This is a genomic window from Collimonas humicola (genome assembly GCF_018304945.1).
GTDB lineage: Bacteria > Pseudomonadota > Gammaproteobacteria > Burkholderiales > Burkholderiaceae_D > Collimonas > Collimonas humicola.
Genome location: NZ_JAGQEE010000001.1, coordinates 1,682,240 through 1,706,330, shown reverse-complemented (window position 1 = coordinate 1,706,330; position 24,091 = coordinate 1,682,240). Strand labels below are relative to the sequence as shown.

Annotated in this window: 17 protein-coding genes; 16 read left to right on the top strand and 1 reads right to left on the bottom strand. The window is 64.6% G+C overall.

Annotation, left to right across the window (positions count from 1 at the left end; genetic code table 11):
* Position 1 precedes the first annotated feature (1 nt).
* The 10 genes from KHU30_RS07640 to KHU30_RS07595 all read left to right on the top strand — a co-directional run bounded on the left by KHU30_RS07640 (position 2) and on the right by KHU30_RS07595 (position 15,444).
* Positions 2-3,985 (top strand): non-ribosomal peptide synthetase, encoded by a 3,984-nt coding sequence (locus KHU30_RS07640; RefSeq protein WP_211441946.1) that lies wholly within the window; start codon positions 2-4, stop codon positions 3,983-3,985.
* The gene (locus KHU30_RS07635; RefSeq protein ID WP_211441945.1) at positions 3,978-4,865 is read left to right on the top strand and encodes a siderophore-interacting protein; all 888 of its coding nucleotides are present in this window, start codon (positions 3,978-3,980) and stop codon (positions 4,863-4,865) included. The genes KHU30_RS07640 and KHU30_RS07635 overlap by 8 nt, the downstream gene beginning before the upstream one ends.
* Positions 4,862-5,773, top strand: a complete 912-nt coding sequence (locus tag KHU30_RS07630) for an ABC transporter substrate-binding protein (protein ID WP_211441944.1) — start codon at positions 4,862-4,864, stop codon at positions 5,771-5,773. Before KHU30_RS07635 ends, KHU30_RS07630 begins: the two co-directional genes overlap by 4 nt.
* A 139-nt stretch (positions 5,774-5,912) precedes the next feature.
* Positions 5,913-6,983: a FecCD family ABC transporter permease gene (locus tag KHU30_RS07625; protein ID WP_211441943.1), complete on the top strand. Its 1,071-nt coding sequence runs from the start codon at positions 5,913-5,915 to the stop codon at positions 6,981-6,983.
* On the top strand, positions 6,980-8,071 hold the full coding sequence (locus KHU30_RS07620) for a FecCD family ABC transporter permease (RefSeq protein WP_211441942.1): 1,092 nt from the start codon (positions 6,980-6,982) through the stop codon (positions 8,069-8,071). The genes KHU30_RS07625 and KHU30_RS07620 overlap by 4 nt, the downstream gene beginning before the upstream one ends.
* Positions 8,071-8,913 carry an ABC transporter ATP-binding protein gene (locus tag KHU30_RS07615; protein ID WP_211441941.1) on the top strand — a complete coding sequence of 281 codons (843 nt, stop codon included), beginning with the start codon at positions 8,071-8,073 and terminating at the stop codon, positions 8,911-8,913. Before KHU30_RS07620 ends, KHU30_RS07615 begins: the two co-directional genes overlap by 1 nt.
* 23 nt (positions 8,914-8,936) lie before the next feature.
* On the top strand, positions 8,937-9,713 hold the full coding sequence (locus KHU30_RS07610) for a 2,3-dihydro-2,3-dihydroxybenzoate dehydrogenase (RefSeq protein WP_211441940.1): 777 nt from the start codon (positions 8,937-8,939) through the stop codon (positions 9,711-9,713).
* Positions 9,714-9,806: 93 nt separating this feature from the next.
* Complete coding sequence (locus tag KHU30_RS07605) at positions 9,807-11,879, top strand: TonB-dependent receptor domain-containing protein (RefSeq protein ID WP_230427226.1); 2,073 nt, start codon at positions 9,807-9,809, stop codon at positions 11,877-11,879.
* Between the two features lie 195 nt (positions 11,880-12,074).
* Positions 12,075-12,926, top strand: coding sequence for an alpha/beta fold hydrolase (locus KHU30_RS07600; RefSeq protein WP_211441939.1), 852 nt, complete (start codon positions 12,075-12,077; stop codon positions 12,924-12,926).
* 70 nt (positions 12,927-12,996) lie between these two features.
* Positions 12,997-15,444, top strand: a complete 2,448-nt coding sequence (locus KHU30_RS07595; RefSeq protein ID WP_211441938.1) for a penicillin-binding protein 1A — start codon at positions 12,997-12,999, stop codon at positions 15,442-15,444.
* Positions 15,445-15,626: 182 nt separating this feature from the next.
* Here the strand turns inward: KHU30_RS07595 and KHU30_RS07590 are convergent, their stop codons facing one another.
* Complete coding sequence (locus tag KHU30_RS07590) at positions 15,627-17,273, bottom strand: isovaleryl-CoA dehydrogenase (protein WP_211441937.1); 1,647 nt, start codon at positions 17,271-17,273, stop codon at positions 15,627-15,629.
* 262 nt (positions 17,274-17,535) lie between these two features.
* On the opposite strand from KHU30_RS07590, the gene KHU30_RS07585 reads away from it, so the two are divergent.
* From KHU30_RS07585 to KHU30_RS07560, 6 genes are all read left to right on the top strand, one after another.
* On the top strand, positions 17,536-19,641 hold the full coding sequence (locus KHU30_RS07585) for a DNA polymerase III subunit gamma/tau (protein WP_211442269.1): 2,106 nt from the start codon (positions 17,536-17,538) through the stop codon (positions 19,639-19,641).
* A 58-nt stretch (positions 19,642-19,699) separates the two neighbouring features.
* Complete coding sequence (locus KHU30_RS07580) at positions 19,700-20,020, top strand: YbaB/EbfC family nucleoid-associated protein (protein WP_014006791.1); 321 nt, start codon at positions 19,700-19,702, stop codon at positions 20,018-20,020.
* A 22-nt stretch (positions 20,021-20,042) separates the two neighbouring features.
* Positions 20,043-20,639, top strand: a complete 597-nt coding sequence (gene recR / locus KHU30_RS07575) for a recombination mediator RecR (RefSeq protein ID WP_211441936.1) — start codon at positions 20,043-20,045, stop codon at positions 20,637-20,639.
* A gap of 235 nt (positions 20,640-20,874) precedes the next feature.
* The gene (locus tag KHU30_RS07570) at positions 20,875-21,912 is read left to right on the top strand and encodes an ABC transporter substrate-binding protein (protein ID WP_211441935.1); all 1,038 of its coding nucleotides are present in this window, start codon (positions 20,875-20,877) and stop codon (positions 21,910-21,912) included.
* A gap of 90 nt (positions 21,913-22,002) precedes the next feature.
* Positions 22,003-22,824 (top strand): ABC transporter ATP-binding protein, encoded by an 822-nt coding sequence (locus KHU30_RS07565; protein ID WP_211441934.1) that lies wholly within the window; start codon positions 22,003-22,005, stop codon positions 22,822-22,824.
* Positions 22,825-22,878: 54 nt separating this feature from the next.
* Positions 22,879-23,730: an ABC transporter permease gene (locus KHU30_RS07560; RefSeq protein ID WP_211441933.1), complete on the top strand. Its 852-nt coding sequence runs from the start codon at positions 22,879-22,881 to the stop codon at positions 23,728-23,730.
* The last annotated feature ends 361 nt before the right edge of the window (positions 23,731-24,091 follow it).

Sequence of the window (24,091 nt, the reverse complement as noted above, 5' to 3'; positions counted from 1 at the left end):
GATGGATATCGCCCGCAAGGAGCAACTGGCTGAGCCGGCGCCGCTGCCGCTGTCGGCGGCGCAGTACGGCATCTGGCTGGGCCAGCAGCTGGACCCCGCCAGTCCCGCCTACTGGACCGCCGAGGCGGTCGAACTGCATGGCGCGCTGGACCAGGCTGCCTTTATCGCGGCGGTGCGGCAGGCGGTGGCCGGGTGCGACGCCCTGCATCAGCGCTACGCCAGCGACGGCACGCAGGTCTGGCAAACATCGGCTGCCGAGCGCGACTGGCAGCTGGAGCAGCTCGATTTCAGCGCCGCCGCCGCACCGTTCGAAGCGGCGCAGCGCTGGATGCAAGCCGACCTGCTGCAGATCGCCGATCTGGCGTCAGGCCCGCTGTTTGCCAGCGCGCTGCTGCGGCTCGGCGGCGCGCGCACGCTGTGGTATCTGCGCGTCCATCACGTGGCGCTGGATGGTTTCGGCTATGCCTTGCTGGCGCAGCGCGTGGCCGATCTGTATTCCGCCGATACCGCAGGAAAGGCGCTGCCGCCGGTGCGCTCCAGTGCGCTGGAACCGGTGGTCGCGGAAGACCTGGCTTACCAGTCTTCCGACGCCTTTGCGCGCGATCGCCAATTCTGGTGCACCCGCCTCAAGGATGCGCCGGCGCCGCTGCTGCTGGCGCCAGCCAAGCCGGTGGCGCATGGCGTACGCCGCCTGCGCGGAGCTTTGCCGGCCGCCAGCCTGAGCGCATGGCAGGCCGCCGCCGGCGCCGCCGGGGTCGACTGGAGCGCGTGGCTGATAGCTGCCATCGCAGCATGGCTGCAGCAGAAGACCGCCGCCAGCGAAATCACGCTGGGCCTGCCGGTCATGGGGCGGCTGGGTTCGGTGGCGCTGAGCGTGCCGTGCATGGCCATGAATATCGTGCCCCTGCATTTGCGGTTCGACCGCAATGCGGGGATCGGCCAGCTGGCGCAGCAGGTCGCCGCTGAGATGCGCGCACTGCGGCCGCACCAGCGCTATCGCTATGAACAGCTGAAACACGATCTTGGCCTGAGCGACGGCCGCCGCCTGTTCGGCGCGGTGATCAACCTGATGCCGTTCGACCGGCCGCTGGAATTCGGCGGCTTGACGGCGAAATCTCATCCGGTCTCGGCCGGTCCGGTGGAGGATCTTTCTATCGTGGTAGCTCCCGGCGCCCATGGCGTCCGCTTGGATTTTGAAGCCAATCCCGATGCCTACGACAGCGCCACGCTGGCCGAGCTGCATGCCAGCCTGCTGGCGGCGCTGGACCTTCTGGCCGATCCGGCGCATGGCGCGGAACTGTCGCTGGCGGCCGCGCTGGGCGCCGATGCTAGCGAGCCGGCGCTATTGTCCGGCGCCGCCTTGGCGCAGCCGCCTGAAGCGGTGCTGGACGCCTTGCGCCGGCACGCCGCCAATACGCCAGGACAGCTGGCGCTGGCGCAGGATGGCGTGGCGCTGACTTATGCCGAACTGCTGGCGCGCGTGCAGAAGCTGGCCGCGCGCTTGCTCGAACAGGGCGTGCAGCCGGACAGCCGCGTGGTGCTGCTGTTGCCGCGCGCGCCGGATACCGTGGTGGCCTTGCTGGCTATCCTGTGGGCCGGCGCCGGCTATGTGCCGCTCGATCCCGACGGTCCGCCGCTGCGCATCGCCGCCGTGCTGGAGGATGCGCAGCCGTTGCTGGTGCTGACCTTGCGCCGGCATGTCGACAAGGTCGGCGCCGGCTTGCCTTTTCTGTGCCTGGACGATGCCGACGCATCGGACGTTGCGCCATTGGATGCACCGGTCATCGTCGCGGCGGATGCGCTGGCGTATGTGATCTATACCTCCGGCTCCACCGGCCGGCCGAACGGCGTCATGGTGGGGCGCGACGCCCTGGCGCATTTTGTCGCCGGCGCCACGGCGCGCTATCAGTTGTCTGCGAACGACAGGGTGCTGCAGTTTTCGCCGCTGCATTTCGATGCCAGCGTCGAAGAAATTTTCCTCAGCCTGTGCAACGGCGCCAGCCTGATCCTGCGCAACGACGAGATGCTGGAATCGCTGCCGCGCTTTTTGCAGGCTTGCGCCCGGCTGCAGATCAGCGTCCTGGACTTGCCGACGGCGTTCTGGCACGAACTCAGCTTTTGCATCAGCCGGCATGAAGCAGCCTTGCCGGACAGCGTACGGCTGCTGATCATCGGCGGCGAGGCGGCGCTGGCGGAGCGGGTGGCGCGCTGGCGCAGCTCGGTGCCGCCGCATGTGGTGCTGCTCAATACCTACGGTCCGACCGAAGCCACCGTGATCTGCACCACGGCGCAGCTGGCCGGCCCTGAAGCGATCGGCTTCGGGGGCGATATGGTGCCTATCGGCCGGCCATTGCCGGGCGTTGCGATTGCGGTGGTCGATGCTGCCTTGCGCGCGGTTGCGTACGGCGAGGAAGGCGAACTGTGCCTGCTGGGCGGAGGCCTGGCGCGCGGCTATCTTGGCCGCGAACAGTTGACCGCGCAGCGTTTCGTGCAACTGGAAAATTTTGACGGGCAGGGCGGCAGTCGCCGGGCTTACCGCAGCGGCGACCGGGTGCTGCTCGGCAGCGACGGCCAGCTGCGTTACCTGGGCCGGCTGGACGATGAATTCAAGCTGAGCGGCCATCGCATCGACCCGCTGGAAATCGAAGCCGCCTTGCTGCAATACCCTGGCATGCGCGAAGCCGCAGTGGTGGCGCAGACTCTGGCCAACGGCGGCAAGCGCCTGGTCGCTTGCCTGGTGGCAGACCAAGTCCTGCCGGCGCCGGCAGTGCTGCGCGCTTTCCTGGAGGAGCGCCTGGCGGCGGCGGCAGTGCCGGGCAGCTACCTGGTCTTGCCGCAGCTGCCGCGCAACGCCAACGGCAAGATCGACCGCAAGGCGCTGTCTGTCTTGCCGTCTGATGCCGAGGATGCGCAGCCCGATGCCGCCGCCAGTAAGCTGGAACAAACCGTGATGGCAGTCTGGCGCGAGGTGCTGGGCGTGAGCGCGGTGCGGCTGACGGACGACTTCTTTGCCCTTGGCGGCAAGTCCCTGCAGGTGATCCAGGTGGCCAATCGCCTCGGCATCGCTTTGCAGCGCGAGATCGCGGTATCGGCGCTGTTCCGGCATCGCACGGTGGCGGCGCTGGCGCACTCGCTCAGCACCCTGGCCGGCCATCCGCCGCCGCCTGCCGCCGCAGGTTCTGAATTCGCGCCTTTGCTGGTGATCCAGCGCGGCACGGAGCGAGACGAACCGGCCCTGTTCTGCGTGCACCCGGCGGAAGGCTTGTCGTGGTGCTACCTGGGCCTCACCATGCAGCTGCCGGATATGCCGATCTACGGCCTGCAGGCGCACGGCATCAGCGGCGCCTTGCCGGCTTCGGTGGACGAACAGGTGGACTGCTACCTGGCGCTGTTGCGCAATACCCAGCCGCACGGACCTTATCGCCTGCTGGGCTGGTCTTCCGGCGGCGGCATCGCCCATGCAATGGCGGTCAAGCTGCAGGCGGCCGGCGAAGAGGTATCCATGCTGGCCATGATGGATGCCTATCCCAGCGATATCTGGCACGGCAAGCCGCCGCCGCAGGAGCGCGACGCCCTGCTGACCTTGCTGGACGTGATCGGCGCCTCGCCGCTGGACGCCGATGGCCGGCCCTTGTCGGAAGAAGCCATGCTGGCGCGCTTCCGCCAAGCGGACAGCACCCTGGCGGCGGCAGACGAGGCGCGCATGGCGCGTCTGCTGCAGAGCGCCTTGCACGGCATGTTGCAATACCGCGACCTGCGGCATCAGCCTTATCGCGGCGACCTGCTGTTTTTCCACGCCTCGCGCCGTACGCCGGAAGCGCCTGACTGGCTCGGCTGGCAGCCGTATGTGCAGGGACGCATGGAGCGGGTCGAGATCGACAGCACCCATATCGGCATGAGCAAGCCGGCGCCGCTGGCGCATATCGGCCGCGAACTGGCCAGGCGCCTGAGCCTTCAATCCATCCTGAAAAATGATCATGAGTAAAGCCCCTACACCTACACCAGCGGCGACGCCGCGCACGCCGCCGCGCATGCTGCGCGTGCGCCGCACCCTGCAGCTGACGCCGCACATGCGCCGCATTACGCTGGCCGGCCCCGCGCTGGCCGGTTTCCCGCTCGACAGCAACGGCGCCCATATCAAATTGCTGCTGCCGCGTCCGGGCCAGGTCGAGCCGGTCTTGCCGACCCTCGGGCCGGACGGCCCGGTCTGGCCGCCGGACGACATCCGGCCGATTGCCCGCACCTACACGGTCGGCCGCTACGATGCCGAGGCGGGCGAACTGGATGTCGATTTCGTCCTGCATGGCGATGACGGCCCGGCGTCCAGCTGGGCCTTGCACGCGGTCGCCGGCACGGCGGTCGGCGTGGCCGGGCCGGGCGGACCGCCGCGTTTTGTGCCGGACGCCGAGTACTACCTGCTGCTGGGCGATCCGAGTGCGTTTGCCGCCCTGGCGGCGGTGCTGGGGGCCTTGCCTGGGCATGCCCGTGGAGAGGCGCTGATCGAAGTGCCGGACCGCAGCGAAATCCAGCACCTGCGCCATCCTCCTGGCATCGCCGTGCGCTGGCTGTCGCGCGAAGGCGCGCCGGCCGGCAGCAGCACGCTGCTGCTCGACCATGTGCGTGAACTGCACTGGCCGGCCGCGGCCGTGTCGGTGACGCTGGCCGGCGAAAGCACGCAAGTGGTGGCGCTGCGCGAATACCTGCTGAAGGAACGCGCGGTGCCGCGCCGCGCCATGTACGCGGTGCCTTACTGGAAAGACGAGCACACCGAGGAGGCTTATCACGCCGAACGGCACCGCATCATGGACGCCTTCGAACTGGCTGAAGAGAACGCCGCCACCCACATCAAGGAAACCGCATCGTGATTCTCCGCACACTCCGCAGCGCAATGCTGGCGCTGGCCTTCCTGTCGGCTGCCGCCGTCGGCGCCGAACGCAGCCTGGTCGACGCCGCCGGCCGCACCGTGGTGCTGCCGGCGCAGCCGCAGCGCGTGCTGGCGCTCTCCGAAATCGACCTCGATTCGCTGCTGGCGCTCAAGCTCAAGCCGGTCGGCGCCACCAACGGCCGCGGCCAGAGCGCCATGCCGCATTACCTTGGCAGCGCTGTCAGCGGCATCGCCAGCGTCGGCAATTTCGGCAGCCCGGTGCTCGACCTAGTGATAGGCGCGCAGCCGGACCTGATCCTGGTCGGCAGCTTGCCGGATCCGGAACTGCTGGCGCAGCTGAGCAAGATTGCGCCGACCGTGGTCAGCTACAAGCAGGGCGAGAACTGGCAGCTGGCATTGCGCCGCATCGCTGCCGTGGTGGGACGCAATGCCGAGGCGGAAGCCTTGCTGAGCGCCTACCAGCGCCGCGCCGACAGCGTGCGCGCCAAGCTCGGCGCCCAAGCTAACGCTACCGTCAGCGTGGTGCGCTGGAATCCGCAGGGACCGGCCTACATGCTGAAAGACGCCTTCGCCAGCCTGGTGCTGGCAGACGTCAAACTGCGCCGGCCGGCGGCACAGATGCAGGCCGGCGTCGCCCATTCGCCGCCCTTGAGCCTGGAAGCCTTGTCGCGCATCGACGCCGACTGGCTGTTTGTCGGCACGCTCAACACCAGCCAGGCCAACGATGCCTTGGCGGCGGCGCGCCAGAGCCCGGCTTTCCGCCAGTTGGGCGCGGTGCAGAAGGGCCATATGGTGGCGGTCGACGGCTCGTTGTGGACCAGTCCCGGCGGCCCGCTGGCGGCGCAGGCGATCCTGAACGACATCGAAAAAGCCATGCTGGGCGGCTAGGCTGAAAAATTAAACATGCTTCTTAGGACGTCATTCCTGCGAACGCGGGAATCCATTTTGAATCAGTAACATGGATTCCCTGTTCGCGAGGACGACGGCATTTTTGAAGGCCGCTTTAAAGCACCTTCCCGGAGTCTTTGTGCTTGAACCTGTAAATCGCCCGGCGTTGCGCCGGGCCTTGCTACTGTTATTGCTGTTGTCGGTGCCTGTGCTGGCGCTGGCGTCCTTGCTGATTGGCGCCGGCGAGATCCGTCCGGGCCAGGCCCTGGCTTTCCTGCTGGGCGATGCCGCTGCGCGCAGCGATGCGCAGCTGCAGACGGTGCTGCTGAGCCTGCGCTTGCCGCGCATGGCGGCGGCCTTGCTGGTCGGCAGCGCGCTTGGCGTGGCCGGCATGCTGATGCAGACCGTGACCCGCAACCCGCTGGCGGAGCCCGGCCTGCTGGGCGTCAATGCCGGCGCTGCGCTGGGCGTGGTGGTCGGCATTGCCTGGGCCGGCGTCGAGAACGGTCCCGGCTATCTGCTGTGGGCGGGGCTCGGCGCTTTGCTGGGCAATGCCTGCGTGCTGGCGGTGGCGCAGGCCGGCCATCATGCGGCGGCGCCGTTGCGGCTGGTGCTGGCCGGGGTCGCGCTGGGCGCTACCTTCATCGGCATCAGCTCGGCCATCCTGCTGTCGCAGCCTGCCGGCTACGACCAGTATCGCTTCTGGGTGCTGGGTTCGCTGGCCGGCGTCACGCCGGGCATGACGCTGTGGACAGCGCCGGTGGTGCTGGCGGGTTTGTGTTCTGCGCTGCTGCTGGCGCGGCCCTTGTCGGCGCTGCTGCTGGGCGACGACATCGCCCGTTCGCTGGGGCACCGGCCCTTGCCCTTGCGGCTGGGCGTGGCCTTGAGCGTTACTTTGCTGACGGGCAGCGCGGTGGCGCTGGCTGGTCCGATCGGCTTCCTGGGCCTGCTGGCGCCGTATTTGTCACGCTTCTTGTCGCGCTCCCTGGCGCGGGCTCTGATGCCGTCTTCACACCACGCCGGACTGGCAACGCAGCTGCTGATCGCAGCCTGGCTGGGCGCCGGCCTGCTGCTGGCGGCCGACCTGGCGGCGCGGCTGGCGGTGCAGCCGTTTGAAACGCCGATCAGCGTGATGACGGCGCTGGCCGGCGCGCCGCTGCTGATCTGGCTGGCGCGCTCGAAGGCCTGGCAGAACGGAGCAGCCTTATGAACGACGCCTTTCCTGCAGCGGAAAATCTGCCGCCGAAGGCGCCGCCTGTACAGCTGGAAAGCGGCGCGCAGCTGCTGCGCTGCGGCCGCTTTTCCCTGCTGTTTGCGCGCCGCTCCTTGTGGGCCGGCCTCGGCTTGTGCGCATTGCTGTCGGCCGCTGTCGGCGTGGCGCTGATGGCCGGTTCGACCTGGCTGTCGCCGCAGCAGTTGCTGGCGGTGCTGCGCGGCCAGGGCGCGCCGGGCTTGCAATTGCTGGTGCTGGAATTCCGCTTGCCGCGGATCCTGGTCGGCTTGCTGGCCGGGATCGCGCTGGGACTGGCCGGCTGCCTGATCCAGGCCCTGACCCGCAACCGCCTGGCAACCCCTGATCTGCTGGGCGTGGCCGATGGCGCCACGCTGGGCGTGTTCGTGGCGCTGATCAGCAGCGCGGCCGGCATGTTCGGCCCGTGGTGGGTCGGACCTTTGGGCGCCTTGGGCGCAGTGCTCCTGCTGCTGATCGCGTCCGGCAACCTGGGACGGCGCGGGCAGCGCCTGCTGATCGTCGGCCTGGCCTTGTCCAGCCTGTTGCGCGCAGTGACCGAACTGGCCTTGTCGCGCCAGGAACTGATGCATGCCAGTTCGCTGTACGCCTGGAGCATCGGCAGCCTCAACGGCCGCTCATACGCCGCCGTAGCGCCGCTGGCTATCGGCCTGCTGATTCTGTTGCCGCTGACTATGTTGAGTACGCGACGGCTGGCGCTGCTGCGTTTCGACCTGGAGATCGCCAGCGGCCTGGGCTTGCCGGTGCGGGCGACGCAGTGGCAGGCGCTGCTCAGCGCGGTGCTGCTGGCAGGGCTGGCGGTCGGCGTCTGCGGACCGATTGCCTTTGTCGCGCTGGCGGCGCCGTTCATCGCCGAAAGGCTGGTCGGCGGCGGCCGCATCGCCTTGTTCAGCGCGGCGCTGACGGGCGCGCTGCTGGTGGTCGGCGCCGATACGCTGGGGCGGGTGCTGCTGGCCGCGGCTGAATTGCCGGTAGGCGTGATTTGCAATCTGCTGGGCGGGCCGTTCCTGCTGTGGCTGCTGCTGAGTGAACGTAAAAAGGAAATGTAATGAGCAACGACCAGACGCTGGTGGTGCAAGACCTGCACGCCAGCCATCAAAAAACGCCGGTCCTGCATGGCATCGACCTGCGCATCGTCCCTGGAAAAGTGACGGTGATCGTCGGCCCCAACGGCTGCGGCAAGTCGACCCTGTTGCGCTGCATGGCGCGCCTGCACAAGCCGAGCCAGGGCGCCATCCGGCTCGGCGCCGACGATCTGTGGCAGCTGCGTCCGCAACAGGCCGCGCGCCGCCTGGCCTTGCTGCCGCAGGCGCCGCAAGCGCCGGAAGGCATCAGCGTCAGCGGCCTGGTGCGCTACGGCCGTCATCCGCACCAGGGCTTGCTGCAGCAATGGTCGGCCGAGGACGAGCGTGCAGTGCGCCATGCCTTGCAGGCGACCGATGTGGCGGCTTTGGCGCAACGGCCGCTGGAGCAGTTGTCCGGCGGCCAGCGCCAGCGCTGCTGGCTGGCGATGGTGCTGGCGCAGGAGACGCCGCTGCTGTTGCTGGACGAACCCACCAGCATGCTGGACCTGGGACACCAGGTCGATGTCCTCAATCGCATCCGCTTGCTGGCTGCCGCCGGGCGCGGCGTGGTGATGGTGCTGCACGACCTGATGGCGGCGGCGCGCTACGCCGATACCCTGGTGGCGATGCGCAACGGCCGCATCCTGGCCAGCGGCGCGGCGCGCGACATCGTCACGCCGGAGCTGGTGCGGCAACTGTATGAAGTCGAGGCAGACGTGCTGGCGGCGCCGGGCGATGGCGCGCCTGTGGTGGTGCCGGCGGCGTTCCATGGCGCCGCCGTTGCGGTGCGTACAGATGCTGACAGCGCGCTCGTTGCACAGCTTTGATTAACAACTCAAGGAAAGACAAGATGGAATTTCAAGACAAGGTAGTGCTGATCACCGGCGCGGCGCAAGGCATAGGCGCGGCTGTCGCGCAGGCCATGGCGCGGCAGGGCGCGAGGTTGGCGCTGTTCGATGTGCAGCCGCAGGTGCTGGCGCAGCAGGCCGATGCGCTCGCCGGCAGCGGCGCGCAAGTGCTGGGCATTGTCGTCGACGTTGCCGACAGCGCGGCGGTCGATGCAGCGGTAGCGCAAGTCGAGCGCGAACTGGGGGCGATAGACATCCTGGTCAATGCCGCCGGCATCTTGCGCCTTGGCTCTGCGCTCGATTGCAGCGACGCCGACTGGGATAAGACTTTCAGCGTCAACGTCGGTGGCGTATTTCGCCTGTGCCGCGCAGTGGCCAGCAGCATGGTGCCGCGACGGCGCGGCGTGATCGTGACGGTGGCGTCGAATGCATCGGCGGTGCCGCGCCAGCAGATGGCGGCCTATGCTGCATCCAAGGCTGCTTCGGCGCACTTCACCCGTTGCCTCGGGCTGGAGCTGGCGGTGCACGGCATCCGCTGCAATGTGGTCTCGCCAGGTTCCACCGATACCGCCATGCAGCGCCAGCTGTGGACCAGCGACGAACACAGGCAGGCGGTCATCAACGGCTCGCTGGCGCAGTTCCGGCTGGGGATTCCGCTGAGCCGGATTGCCGATGCCGCCGACATCGCCGATGCCGTGATCTTCCTGGCCTCGGAGCGCGCCCGCCATATCACCATGCATGAACTATGCGTGGACGGCGGCGCCACCCTCGGCGCCTGACAGAAGACTCAGGACAAGCTGGCGCAAGCCGGTTACCCACCAAAATCATCACCAATAAAAATTATCAACTAGAACCACGAGGGAGCTGTAGAAATGAATTTGAAATTGAAAAGAAGCACCATGCAATGCGCACTGGCGCTGCCGGCCTTGTGCGGCGGCGTGTTGTTGAGCGCCGGCCCGGCTTTTGCCGAGACCACCTTGAAAGAGGTGGTGGTGACCGCCAGCGGCTACGAGCAGCAGATCAAGGAGGCGCCGGCATCGATCAGCGTGATCACCCGCGAGCAGCTGGAAAAGCAGCCTTTCGCCAACCTGCAGGACGCGGTCAGCCACCTGGAAGGGGTCAGCATCGTCGGCGGCGACAATAATTCCAAGGATATTTCGATACGCGGCATGCCCGGCGAATACACCCTGATCCTGGTCGACGGCAAGCGCCAGGGCACGCGCGAAACCAGCTCGCGCGGCACCGGCGGCATCCAGTCCAGCCTGATTCCGCCGCTGGCGGCGATCGAACGCATCGAAGTAGTGCGCGGCCCGATGTCGTCGCTGTACGGTTCGGATGCGATCGGCGGCGTGATCAACATCATCACGCGCAAAGTGCCGAAGGCCTGGGGCGGGGCGCTCAACGCCAGCACCATCCTGCAAGGACGTTCCAACCTGGGCAATGAATACCAGGGCGAACTTTACCTGGCGGGACCGATCAAGGACGACGTGGTCGGCCTGCAGCTGTACGGCAACCTGAATACCCGCGAGGAAGACCGGGTCGTGGACGGCACTGCCCAGACCGATACCCGCGCGCTCACCGCCAAGCTGGGCATCAAGCCGGCCAGCAACCAGGACATCACGCTGGAAGCCGGCCATGAAGAACTGAAGCGAACTTATACGCCGGGAAAATCGCTGGCCGCGGACGACAGCCAGACCATTTCGGAAGATACCCGCAGCCATTGGGCGGCCAGCCATAACGGCCGCTGGGCCTTCGGCAATACCGACGTCAGCCTGTACCAGGAAATCGGCAAGTTCAGCGGCAAGACCGACGGCCCCGCCGGCCCCGAAGCCGCGCTGGCCAGCCCGAAGATCACCAACACCATCCTCGACGCTCAGGCTACGCTGCCTTTCACTACCAATATCTTGAAAGTGGGTGGCCAGTACACCCACAACCAGCTGGATGGCACCGCGGCCGAAAGCCCGAGCCGGATCGGCAAGACCGTGCTGAACTATGTCAATCCGGGTTCGATCACGCGCAAGTCGTGGGCGCTGTTCGCCGAGGATGAATATTTTGTCACCAGCAAGCTGTCGCTTACCGGCGGCCTGCGCCTCGACCACGACGACAAGTATGGCCAGCACTTCAATCCGCGCGCCTATGCGGTGTACCAGTTGTCGCCGACGCTGACCTTGCGCGGCGGCGTCGCCAAGGCCTTCCGCGCGCCTAACCTGCGCCAGAGTTCGGCCGGCTACGTGATGTCCAGCGGCGGTCCGACTTCGATGCCGGGCGTCCTGTACGGCAATCCGGACCTGAAGGCCGAAACCAGCGTCAACCAGGAAATCGGCTTGCGCTACGACGGTCCGGATGGCCTGACGGGCAGCGTGACGGTGTTCAACAACGACTTCAAGGACAAGATCGTGAGCGACTATGCGGGCCGCAACGATCCGCTGACCGGGCTGCCTTTATACACTTACAACAATATCGCCAAGGTGAATATCCGCGGCGTCGAGTTCGGTGCGACGGTGCCTTTGTCGAATGCATGGAAGCTGTCGGGCAACTATACCTATACCGATTCCAAGCGCGAAAGCGAGGGCGAAACGGCGTTCAACGGCAGTTCCCTGAAAGGCCGGCCGCTGGACAAGACGCCCAAGCATGCCGCCAACCTCAAGCTCGACTGGCAGCCGAGCGATGCAGTATCCAGCTTTGCGCGCGTCAATTACGTCAGCGAGCAGTTCTGGGCGGCCTATCGCAATGGCGGCGCCGGCGTGCGCACGCGTCCGGCCACCACCACCTTCGACCTCGGCGCATCCTACATCGTCAACAAGATGCTGACGCTGAACGCCTCGCTGCTGAACGTCGCCGACAAGGTAGTCGACGTCGACCGCCGCCCGCGCGCCACCATCAACGGCAACTGGCTGGTGGATGAAGGCCGGCGCCTGTGGCTGGGCATGAACGCGCGTTTCTGATGATTGCCGGCCAGGGTTTGCGGCGGTTCTAGCCGCCGGCTGTCCTTGATCCGTATGCGCATCCCCGTGGTCAGGACGACATGGGGATGTTTTTTTGGGCACGCCTCCTGAGCAGCGGCTCTAATATTCCCTTTGGCGCATCGCAACTTTCGGTTTTAAATAAGACCCCATCAAAACAGGTTTCTTGTCTTATCTATGACCGATCCGATTCACCCGATTTTGCATTTTGTTCACGGTAACAGTTTCCCCGCAGGCACTTATCGCCAGTTCCTGGATTTTCTGCGGCGCGACTATGACGTCCGTTCGCTCGATATCCACGCCCATAATCCGAAGTACCCGGTCACCGACGGCTGGCCGGCGCTGGTGCAGGAATTGATCGACGAGCTGGCGGCGCGCTACAGCCGGCCGGTGATCCTGGTCGGCCATTCGATGGGCGGCGGGCTTTCCCTGCTGGCGGCGCAACGGCGGCCGGACCTGGTCAGCTGCGTGGTGATGCTGGACACGCCGGTCGTGGCGGGCTGGCGCGCCACCTTGCTGCGCGGCGCCAAGGCGCTGGGCCTGGACAACCATGTGCCGCCGGCCAGGTTTTCCGCCAAGCGGCGCAACCTGTGGCCGAGCGCCGAGGCGGCCTACCAGCATTTCGCCGGCAAGCAGGTGTTTGCCAACTGGGCGCCGGAAGTCTTGCGCGACTACATTACCTGCGGGCTGGAAGAAGAGCAGGGCAATATGGTGCTGCGTTTCCGGCGCGATATCGAAACCGCGGTCTACCGCACCTTGCCGCATAACATGAGCACCGTGCTCAAGCGCGGTTTTCCTGTGCCGATCGGCTTTGTCGGCGGCGTCGATTCGGTCGAGTGCCGCCAGGCCGGGCTGGATGCGACCAAGCGGCTGGTCGGCAAATATTTCAAGCAGATCCCGGGCGGCCACCTGTTTCCGATGGAGTCGCCGGAACTTGCCGCCGCTACCACGCGTCAGATGATCGAGTCCCTGCTGAATCGCGGCGAGGCAAAGGCCCGCCGCTCACGCAACCAGGCAAGCAATGCATAAATGATGGCCGTTTTATGGTTTCAGGCCCGGCATGTTGTAGGATACAGGGCTATTTCCATCGAATATTGCTATGTCATCAACAAACAGAACCAAGCAAGATACAAACAACGCGCACTCCGGCAACTCCAGGAAAAACGGTAAGGGCAGCGTAGCCCACGCATTGCTGCTGACGGTGGGCGGCCTGTTCCTGGCGGGCGCTGTCATCGGCGGGCTGTTGCTGACGTATGCACTGGTAGTCATGACGCCGCAGCTGCCGGACCTGGGCGCCATCACCGACTACCAGCCTAAGGTTCCATTGCGCATCTACACCGCCGACCATGTCCTGATCGGCGAATTCGGCGAAGAACGGCGCAGCCTGGTCAAGCTGGACGATATTCCGGCCGACATGAAGAATGCCGTGCTGGCGATCGAAGATGCGCGTTTCTACCAGCATGGCGGCATCGACGTCATCGGCATCCTGCGCGCCGGCCTGACCGACATCATGCATGGCGGCGCATCGCAGGGCGCCAGCACCATCACCATGCAGGTCGCGCGCAACGTCTTCCTGTCCAGCGAAAAAACCTATTCGCGCAAGATCTATGAAATCCTGCTGGCCTACAAGATCGAGTCGGCGCTGAGCAAGGACCAGATCCTGGAGGTCTACATGAACCAGATCTACCTGGGCCAGCGTTCCTTCGGTTTCGCCGCGGCCGCGCGCACCTATTTCGGCAAGGACCTGAAGGACATCACCCTGGCGCAGGCGGCGATGCTGGCCGGCTTACCGAAAGCGCCTTCAGCCTACAATCCGGTGGTCAATCCGAAGCGCGCGCATGTGCGCCAGCAATACATCCTCAAGCGCATGCTCGATCTCAAGTTCATCACCCAGGAACAGTACGACCAGGCGGCAGCGGAAGACATCCAGGTCAAGACCAAGGGCAACAACTACAATGTGCATGCCGAATATGCGATTGAAATGGTGCGCCAGATGCTGTTTGCGCAGTACAAGGAAGATACCTATACGCGCGGCCTGACGGTGATCACCACGCTCAATTCGGCGGACCAGGCCGCGGCCTACGATGCGGTGCGCAAGGGCGTGATGGACTACGACCGCCGCCATGGCTACCGCGGCCCGGAAGCGACCATCGAACTGCCGGCAGCCGGCGACGAGCGCGACCAGGCGATCGAAGACGCCTTGCAGGATAAGCCCGACAACGACGATATCCTGCCGGCCGTTGTGCTGAGCGCCGATCCCAAGCAGGTGCAGGTCATGCTGCGCAACGACAGCACCGTCACCATCAGCGGCGAAGGCTTGCGGCTTGCCGCTTCCGCCTTGAGCGCCAAGGCCGGCAAGAACCTGAAGATCCAGAAGGGTTCGGTGATCCGCGTCATCAATACCGCCAAGGGCTGGCAGATCACCCAGCTGCCGCAGGTGGAAGCGACCATGGTGTCGCTGACGCCGCAGAACGGCGCCATCCGTTCGCTGGTGGGCGGCTTCGACTTCAACCAGAACAAGTTCAACCACGTGACGCAAGCCTGGCGCCAGCCGGGTTCGACCTTCAAGCCGTTCATCTATTCGGCGGCGCTGGAAAAGGGTTTCGGCCCGGCATCCATCATCAACGATGCGCCAGTGTCTTTTCCGGGCGGTCCCGGCCAGGATGCCTGGGAACCGAAGGACGACGACCAGCCTGACGGCCCGATGCCGCTGCGCACCGGCCTGCAGCGTTCGAAGAACCTGATATCGATCCGCCTGCTCGATGCGATCGGCGTCAAGTATGCGCAGGATTTCGTCACCAGCCATTTCGGTTTCGATGTCGACAAGACGCCGCCCTACCTGCCGCTGGCGCTGGGCGCCGGCCAGGTGACGCCGCTGCAGCTGGTAGGCGCCTATGCGGTGCTGGCCAACGGCGGCTATCGCGTTAATCCCTACCTGATCGCGCAAGTGACCGACTCGCGCGGCAACGTGCTGTCCAAGGTCGAGCCGCAGGTCGCCGGCGAGAACGCCACGCGGGTGCTGGATGCGCGCAACAGCTACATCATGACCAGCCTGCTGCAATCGGTGGCGCAGCGCGGCACCGGCGCCGGCACCAATGTGCTGCACCGTACCGACCTGGCCGGCAAGACCGGCACCACCAACGATGCTTTCGACGGCTGGTTCGCCGGCTACCAGAATACCCTGGTGGCGGTGGCATGGATGGGCTACGACCAGCCGAAAAGCCTGGGCAGCCGCGAGTTCGGCGCGCAGCTGGCCTTGCCGATCTGGACCGAGTACATGGGCCGCGCGCTGCGCGGGGTGCCGCAAACCCAGATGCCCATGCCGGCCGGCATCACCACCATCAACAACGAGTTCTACTTCGATAATTTCACGCCGGGCAATGGCTTTATCGCCTCGCTGGGATTAGGCGCCGGAGCGGCGCCGCTTGAAATCGGCCCCGATGGCGTGCCGCTGCCGCCGCCAGCACCGCCAGCCCCCGGAGCGCCGCCGGCGACGCCGCAAGAGGAAGAGAAGCAGAATATCCTGAAGCTGTTCAGCGGCCACTGAGACCGCCTGCTGATGGGCTGCAAGCAAGCCGGCGATATCCATACAGGGTATCGCCGGCTGTTTTGATTCAGCGCTGCGGACGCATTGTTTTCGACAGGGGGGCAGGCTTTTTCTGCCCACGCGGATGCATGTCGGTCACGCGAGGGAAAGAAACCTGCCAACCCTGCCTGCCGATCCGTCGGCTAGCTGGCCCAGGTCCGCTGCAGGATGGTTTTATGCAGATGCGGCGGCGCCAGGGTGCCGTAGACGCGGCCGCCCGTGGCTTCGCTGCGGCTGGCGATGAAGGCTTCGGCGATCACGGCCGGCGCGTGCTGCAGCATCAATGCGCCTTGCACTGTCAGCACCAGCCGCTGGACGAAGCGCCGTCCCAGCATTTCGCGCTGATCCGGCGGCGTCGCTAAATCCTTCATCAGGTCGTCCAGCATGCTGCGCAGGCCCGGATGCTGGCTGGCGCTTTCGCCCAGCTGCGCCAGCAGCAGGCCGAAGCCGGCCGGCTCGCGTTCGATGGCGCGCAATACGTCCAGGCACATCACATTGCCGGACCCTTCCCAGATCGAGTTGACCGGCGCTTCGCGGTAGAAGCGCGCCATCGGTCCGGTCTCGACATAGCCGTTGCCGCCCCAGATTTCCATGCATTCGCCGGTGAATTCCAGCGCGCGCTTGCAGATCCAGAATTTGGCGGCGGGCGTGACGATGCGGCGCCAGGCCCGCTGCAGGGGATCGTCGGGATGCTCGAAGGCGCTGGCCAGCTGCAGCATCAGCAAGGTCGCCGCTTCGCTTTCCAGGGCCAGGTCGGACAAGACGTTCTGCATCAGCGGCTGCTCCGCCAGCTCGCGGCCGAACGCGCTCCTGTTGCGCGCGTGGTGCAGCGCCTGCACCAGCGCCTGGCGCATCAGGCCGGCCGAGCCGATGACGCAATCGAGCCGGGTGTGGTTGGCCATTTCGATGATGGTCGGGATGCCGCGCCCTTCGTCGCCGACCATGATGCCGAACGCTTCCCTGAACTCGACTTCGCTGCTGGAGTTGGAGCGGTTGCCGAGCTTGTCTTTCAGGCGCTGGATCTGTACCGGATTCTTGCTGCCGTCAGGCCGCCAGCGCGGCACGAAAAAGCAGCTCAGGCCCATCTCGGTGCGCGCCAGCACCATGTGGGCATCGCACATCGGCGCCGAGAAAAACCATTTATGGCCGGTCAGCAGGTAGCCGGCGCCGCGCCCGCTGCCGCCTTCCAGCGGCAGCGCCGCGGTGGTGTTGCTGCGCACATCGGAGCCGCCTTGCTTTTCCGTCATGCCCATGCCGATCAGGATCGAGTGCTTGTGCTCGAGGGCGAGGTCGCGGCTGTCATGTTCACATGACAACAGTTTTGCCTGCAGGGCGGCATACAGCGCCGGCTCCTGCTGCAGCACCGGGATAGCGGCGAAGGTCATGGTGGTGGGACAGAGCGAGCCGGCTTCCACCTGGGCATGCAGGAAATAGCCGGCCGCGCGCGCCACATGGCTGCCGCTTTGCGGCTTGATCCAGGGCAGGGCGTGCAGGCCCTCGCGCCGCAGCATGCCCAGCAAGGCATGCCAGGCCGGATGGAATTCGACGGAATCGATGCGGTTGCCGGTGCGGTCGAAGGTGTTCAATTCGGGCTGGTGGCGGTTGGCCAGTTCGGCCAGCTGCCAGCTTTCCTTGCTGCCGAGCTCGGCGCCGTAGCGCGCCAGCGCATCGGCATGCCATTGCCCATGCAGGCGCTGGACGCCGCTTTGCAGGATGGTGTCGTCGAGGTAAAGATTATTGCCATACAGCTCAGCAACCTGGTTCGTCACTTCGTGGGTCTGTCCTTGCATGCCTGGTCTCCTGATATGCTTCGGTATTGGGGTATATCGCTTGACTTTACCCCTTGACTTTACCCTTTGCCGCGGCCTTCGGGTAGCTGCTTTATTGCAATTGTTTAGAGCCCGCTTTCAGTCCCGCAGCCATTGCCTGGCCGACAGGATTCGGGGCTGCCGGCGGCTGCCGGCAAGGCGCCGAGTTTAAAAAGCATGCTGGCTTCGTCTGTCAGGTAAAATGTCGGTTGTATTTCACAACATGCAGACCCTATTCGCCTCTATGTCCTATCAAGTCCTCGCCCGTAAATATCGCCCCAGAAGCTTCGATACGCTGGTCGGCCAGGAACACGTCGTAAGGGCCTTGACGCACGCCTTGGAGCAACAGCGTCTGCACCATGCCTATCTGTTCACCGGCACCCGCGGCGTCGGCAAGACGACCCTGTCGCGCATCCTGGCGAAATCGCTCAATTGCATCGGCGCCGACGGCAACGGCGGCATTACCGCAACGCCGTGCGGCGTGTGCGACGCCTGCGTGGCGATCGACGCCGGGCGTTTCGTCGATTACATCGAGATGGACGCCGCCTCCAACCGCGGCGTCGATGAAATGGCGCAATTGCTGGAACAGGCTGTGTACGCGCCGTCCAATGCCCGCTTCAAGGTCTACATGATCGACGAAGTGCACATGCTGACCAACCATGCCTTCAACTCGATGCTGAAGACGCTGGAAGAGCCGCCGGAACATGTCAAGTTCATCCTGGCCACCACCGATCCGCAGAAGATCCCGGTGACGGTGCTGTCGCGCTGCCTGCAGTTCAACCTGAAGCAGATGCCGCCCGGACATATCATCAGCCACCTGGACAATATCCTCGGCCAGGAAAAAATTGAATTCGAAACCCCGGCCTTGCGCTTGCTGGCGCAGGGCGCGCACGGTTCGATGCGCGATGCGCTGTCGCTGACCGACCAGGCGATCGCCTATGCCGCCGGCAAGGTGACGCTGGAAGCGGTGCAGGGCATGCTCGGTGCGCTCGACCAGTCTTACCTGATCCGCGTGCTGGACGCGCTGGCGCAAAAGGACGGCCCCGGCCTGTTGGCGGTGGCCGACGACATGGCCAGCCGCAGCCTGTCCTACAGCGCCGCGCTGCAGGATCTGGGCACCTTGCTGCACCGGATCGCGCTGGCGCAAAGCGTGCCGGCCGCGCTGGCCGACGATTTGCCGGAACGCGAAGAAATCATCCGCCTGGCCGGCTTGTTCGATGCCGAAGAAGTACAGCTGTTTTACCAGATCGCCGTCCACGGCCGCAATGAACTGGGCCTGGCGCCGGATGAATACGCCGGCTTTTCGATGACCTTGCTGCGCATGCTGGCCTTCCGTCCGCAAGCCGATGGCAGCACGGTGACGCCGCCGGCTGCCAGCCGTCCGCGGCCGCAGGCTAATGCCGCTCCGGCGGCGGCTGTTGCGCGGCCGGCGCCGGCTGCCCAGGCTGCCGCTCCCGCCGCAGCACGCTTGAGCAGCGCGCCGCAGACGCTCAGCACCAGCGCGCCCGTGACCCGCCTCGACACCAGCGGCATGAGTCCGGCCAGAGCCGCACTGGAGGCGGCCCGCGCCGCAGCTTCTTCGCGCAAGGGCGGTAGCGCTGCGCGCCCGGCAGCGGCACAGTCGGTTGCTGCTGAGCCCATGCCTGCGCCGGCTGCGACTGCTCCGCCGGCGGCAGCCAGGCCGCGGCCTGCGGCGCCAGTCTACGAACCGCAAAATTCGTCGGTGCCGCCATGGGAAGAAGAGATCCCGCTGCCGATGGATTTGCCGGATACCGAGTTTTCCAGCTCAGCGGCTGAAAAAAAAACTGAATCGTATTCGCCAGCGCCGTCGCGCCCGACTGCCAATGGCGCCGGCAATGCGCGCCAGGCGCCGCGTCCCGAGCCTGTGGCGCCGCCGCCCCAGATTCCGGCCGAGCCGTTGCCGCCGATGGTGCTGCAGCCCGACGCCAACCTCAACTGGGACGGCAACTGGCCGGTGCTCGCTGCCGGCCTGGCGGTGCGCGGCGTAGCGCATCAGCTGGCGCAGCAGAGCGAGCTGATCAAGTGCGACAGCAGCGGCCCCGCGGCGCTGATCCATTTGCGGATTCCGCTCGACACCTTGCGTTCCGCCGGCAGCGTTGATAAATTGGCGGCCGCGCTCAGCGAACACTTCGGCCGCACGGTGAAAGTGGAAACCGAACTTGGCAACGTACGCCATACCGCCAACGCGCAGGCGATGGCGGCGCAGGCGGAACGGCAGCGGCTGGCGGAGCAGACCGCGCAGAACGATCCTTTCATCCAGAGCATGATGCGTGAATTCGGCGCATCGATCGTACCCGGATCAATCAAGCCGATAGGCGAAGCGAAGTAGGCGGGCATAGTGTCCGCTCCTTGTTTTGCAAATTTAATTTTTTTACAGGAGAAGTATCATGATGAAGGGCCAACTGGCAGGGCTGATGAAACAAGCCCAGGCAATGCAGGACAACATGAAAAAGATGCAAGACCAACTGGCCTTGATCGAAGTCGAAGGCGAGTCGGGCGCGGGTCTGGTGAAAGTCGTGATGACTTGCAAGAACGCGGTCAAGCGCGTGGCGATCGATGCTTCGCTGCTGGCGGACGACAAGGACATGCTGGAAGACCTGGTGGCTGCCGCGTTCAACGACGCAGTACGCAAGGCGGAAGCGCTGTCGGCCGAAAAAATGTCGGGCCTGACCGCCGGCATGCCAGCCGGTTTCAAGCTGCCGTTCTGATCATCCCTTCACTGAGCGCTGCGTGAAAGTACCTTCCAGTCTTACCTTGCTCACTGAAGCCTTGCGTCATCTGCCAGGCGTCGGTCCGAAATCGGCTCAGCGCATGGCTTATCACTTGCTGCAGCATGACCGTGACGGCGCCGCCCTGCTGGGGCGGGCGCTGACCCAGGCGGTCGAGCAGATCCGCCATTGCGCGCTCTGCAATACCTTTACCGAGAACGAGGTTTGCGAAACCTGCCTCGATCCCGAGCGCGATCCGACCTTGCTGTGCGTGGTCGAGACGCCGACCGACCAGCTGATGATCGAACAGACCCTGACTTTCAAGGGGCTGTACTTCGTCCTGATGGGACGGCTGTCGCCGCTGGACGGCATCGGTCCCAAGGACATCCAGCTGGAAAAACTGGTGGGCCGCGCTACCGACGGCGTCGTCAAGGAAGTGGTGCTGGCCACCAATTTCACCAACGAGGGCGAAGCCACGGCGCACTACATCAGCGAAACCATGAAAGCCCGCGGCTTGCAGGTGAGCCGCCTGGCGCGCGGCGTGCCGGTCGGCGGCGAGCTGGAATATGTGGATGCCGGCACCATCGCCCGCGCCATGCTGGACCGGCGGGCGACTTAACTACCCGGTACGTGCAGAACACGAAACCCACGAAAGAAGCGCAGATCAGCTCATATCGATTTTGCTTTTTTCGTGGGTTTTTCGTTTTTCGGAAAGAATTTTCCATAGATGGCTAGACAGATCGTGCCGGCCCGCGAGAATTCTGTTATTTTGCTTAAGTGTTTTGCATCAGTAGAGCGAAAGATATCGCCAAGCATGTATACCGACATCCCGAAAAGAATCATGAGGAGACAACATGAAATTAAGCTGGAAGCAGTTCGCAATTGCTCTTTGTTTGTTCCTGGCCGGTTATCTGACATTCAACAGCAACCTGTTTGCGCAGACGCCGGAGAAGACCAAGGTATCGATCGCGGTCGGCGGCAAGAACCTGTTCTATTATCTGCCTTTGACGATCGCCGAACAGCTCGGCTATTTCAAGGATGAAGGCCTGGATGTACAGATTTCCGATTTCGCCGGCGGCGCCAAGGCCTTGCAGGCGCTGATCGGCGGCAGCGCCGACGTGGTTTCCGGCGCATTCGAGCACACCATCAGCATGCAAGCCAAGAACCAGCGCATCACCGCCTTCGTGCTGCAGGGCCGGGCGCCGCAGATCGTCATGGGCGTATCCAACAAGACCATGCCCAACTACAAGACCATCGCTGACCTCAAGGGCAAGAAGATAGGCGTCACGGCGCCGGGCTCCTCGACCAGCATGATGTCCAATTTCGTGCTGGCCAAGGGCGGCCTCAAGCCGACTGACGTTTCCTACATCGGCGTCGGCGCTTCGGCCGGCGCCTTGTCGGCGCTGCGTTCCGGTTCCATCGACGTGATCGTCAATCTCGATCCGCTGATCACCATGATGCAGAAAGATAACGAGATCAGGATCATCTCCGACACTCGCACCCTGAAAGACACCAATGCGGTGTTCGGCGGCCCGATGCCGGCGGCTACCTTGTATGCTTCGGCCGATTTCATCAAGAAATATCCCAACACCACGCAAGCCCTGACCAACGCCATGGTGCGCGCGCTCAAATGGCTGCAGAAGGCTTCGCCGGCAGACGTCGCCAAGGTCGTGCCGGAGAGTTACCAGCTGGGCGATCGCGACTTGTATCTCGACGCCTTCAACAAGATGCGCGAAGCGCTGTCGCCGGACGGCATGATCCCGGAAGAAGGTCCGAAGGTCGCCTTGCATACGCTGGAGGCCTTCGATCCTGAACTGGCCGGCAAGAATATCGACCTGTCGCAGACTTACACCAATGAGTTTGTCAAGAAGGCCGACGCCAAATACAAGTAATCGACAGCGCGCCGCCCGCCTGCCGGCGGCGCGGCGGCTGGTTGTGGACGGCTTCCGTTGAAATCTGCTTCGGCCCCGGCCGTATTGCCTATGACTTCCGCTTCAACTCCCGCTCTTTTCCTGGACAACATCAGCTGCACCTTCGTCTCCAAGGACGATCGTTCGCAGCGCTATACCGCGGTGGCCGACACCAGCCTGTCAATTGCGCCGGGCGAATTCGTTTCCGTAGTGGGACCGACCGGCTGCGGCAAGTCGACCCTGCTGAATGTCGGCGCCGGCTTGCTGCAGCCTTCGTCGGGCAGCGTCAAGGTGTTCGGCGAGCCGCTGGCCGGCATCAACCGCCGCGCCGGCTACATGTTCCAGGCGGAAGCGCTGATGCCTTGGCGCAGCGCGCTGCAAAACGTCATCGCCGGCTTGCAATACCGCGCGACCGATGAAGCCAGGGCCCGCCAGCTGGGCGAGGAATGGCTGGCGCGGGTCGGCCTGCAAGGCTTCGGCGACCGCTACCCGCATCAGCTGTCGGGCGGCATGCGCAAGCGGGTGGCGCTGGCGCAGACCCTGATCCTGGATCCCGACATCATCCTGATGGACGAGCCGTTTTCGGCGCTCGATATCCAGACCCGGCAACTGATGGAAAACGAAGTGCTGGAGCTATGGAGCGCCAAGCGCAAGGCGGTGCTGTTCATTACCCACGACCTGGATGAAGCGATCGCCATGTCGGACCGGGTGGTGGTGCTGTCGGCCGGGCCCGGCACCCATCCGATAGGCGAGTTCGCGATCGACCTGCCGCGGCCGCGCGACGTGGCGGAAATCCGCAACGAAGCGCGTTTTGTCGAATTGCACCAGCAGATCTGGAGCGTGCTGCGCGACGAGGTGCTGAAGGGTTACCAGCAACAGAAGAAAGTCGCCTAGCGGCAAGCTGGCAAGCAATTCGTGGAACCAGGAAGACAGGGATAAAACAGGATCATGTGGAAAGCCATCAAGCCCAATTATAAAAATCTGCGTGTCTACCAGGTGCTGGTGCTGCTGATATTTTTCTGCATATGGCACCTGGCCACGCGCAATCCGCAGACCGCGTTTTTCTTTGGCGAGCCGCTCAAGGTGCTGCTGCGTATCTGGCAATGGTTTACGGTGGGCGGCGGTTCGGTGGAAGTCGGCTTCGGCGACCATACCTGGTTCACCCTGACTTTCCCGGCGGAGATTTATTCGCATCTGCTGGTGACCCTGACCGAAACCATGCTGGCGTTCGGCATCGGCACGGTGTTCGGCCTCGGCGTCGGCTTGTGGCTGGCGCTGTCGCCGCTGACCTCGGCCATCCTCGATCCCTACATCAAGGCCTCCAACGCCATGCCGCGCGTGATCCTGGCGCCGATTTTTGCCATGTGGTTCGGACTCGGTATCTGGTCCAAGGTGGCGCTGGCGGTGACGCTGGTGTTCTTCATCGTATTTTTCAACGTTTACCAGGGCGTGAAAGAAGTCAGTCCGGTAGTGCTGGCGAACGCCCGCATGCTGGGCGCCAACCAGCGCCAGCTGCTGCGCACGGTGTACCTGCCGTCGGCTACTTCCTGGGTGTTTTCCAGCCTGCACACTTCGGTCGGGCTGGCGTTTGTCGGCGTCATCGTCGGCGAATACCTGGGCTCGGCGCGCGGGGTCGGTTACCTGATCCTGCAGGCCGAGGGCAGCTTCGATATCAACACCGTGTTTGCCGGCATCCTGGTGCTGACTGCCTTTGCGCTGGTGCTCGATACGGTGGTGGGGATGATCGAGAAGCGCTTGATGAAGTGGCAGCCCAAGAGCGGCGAGACCGAGCGCCTGTGATTTTTGCCGGTGCAGATGCTGCTGATGTCTGTCCTCGTTCTCTGATTTTCCTGAATCTAGGTAACCGCTTAGTCCGCATTATCGCAAAGTCGATAGTTTGGGACACTCAGTCCCATCAGTGATTCGCCTGGCTGCATCGCGGATGCTGATGCCGATGCTGATCGACACTTCCTCGTTTTGATTAATCACTTTCTCCTGTGGTCGCCGCATCTACTGTTACGGCGGAATTTGCCTATTGTATCTGCCGCTATTTCCTATCATCAATGTTCCTGGGGCTCCTATGATGAAGACCGAGCGGAAGTTGTCGAGCTGAGCTGACCGATTGGAATACATGAACCCGTCCGGGCTGGCGGCTGCTGAG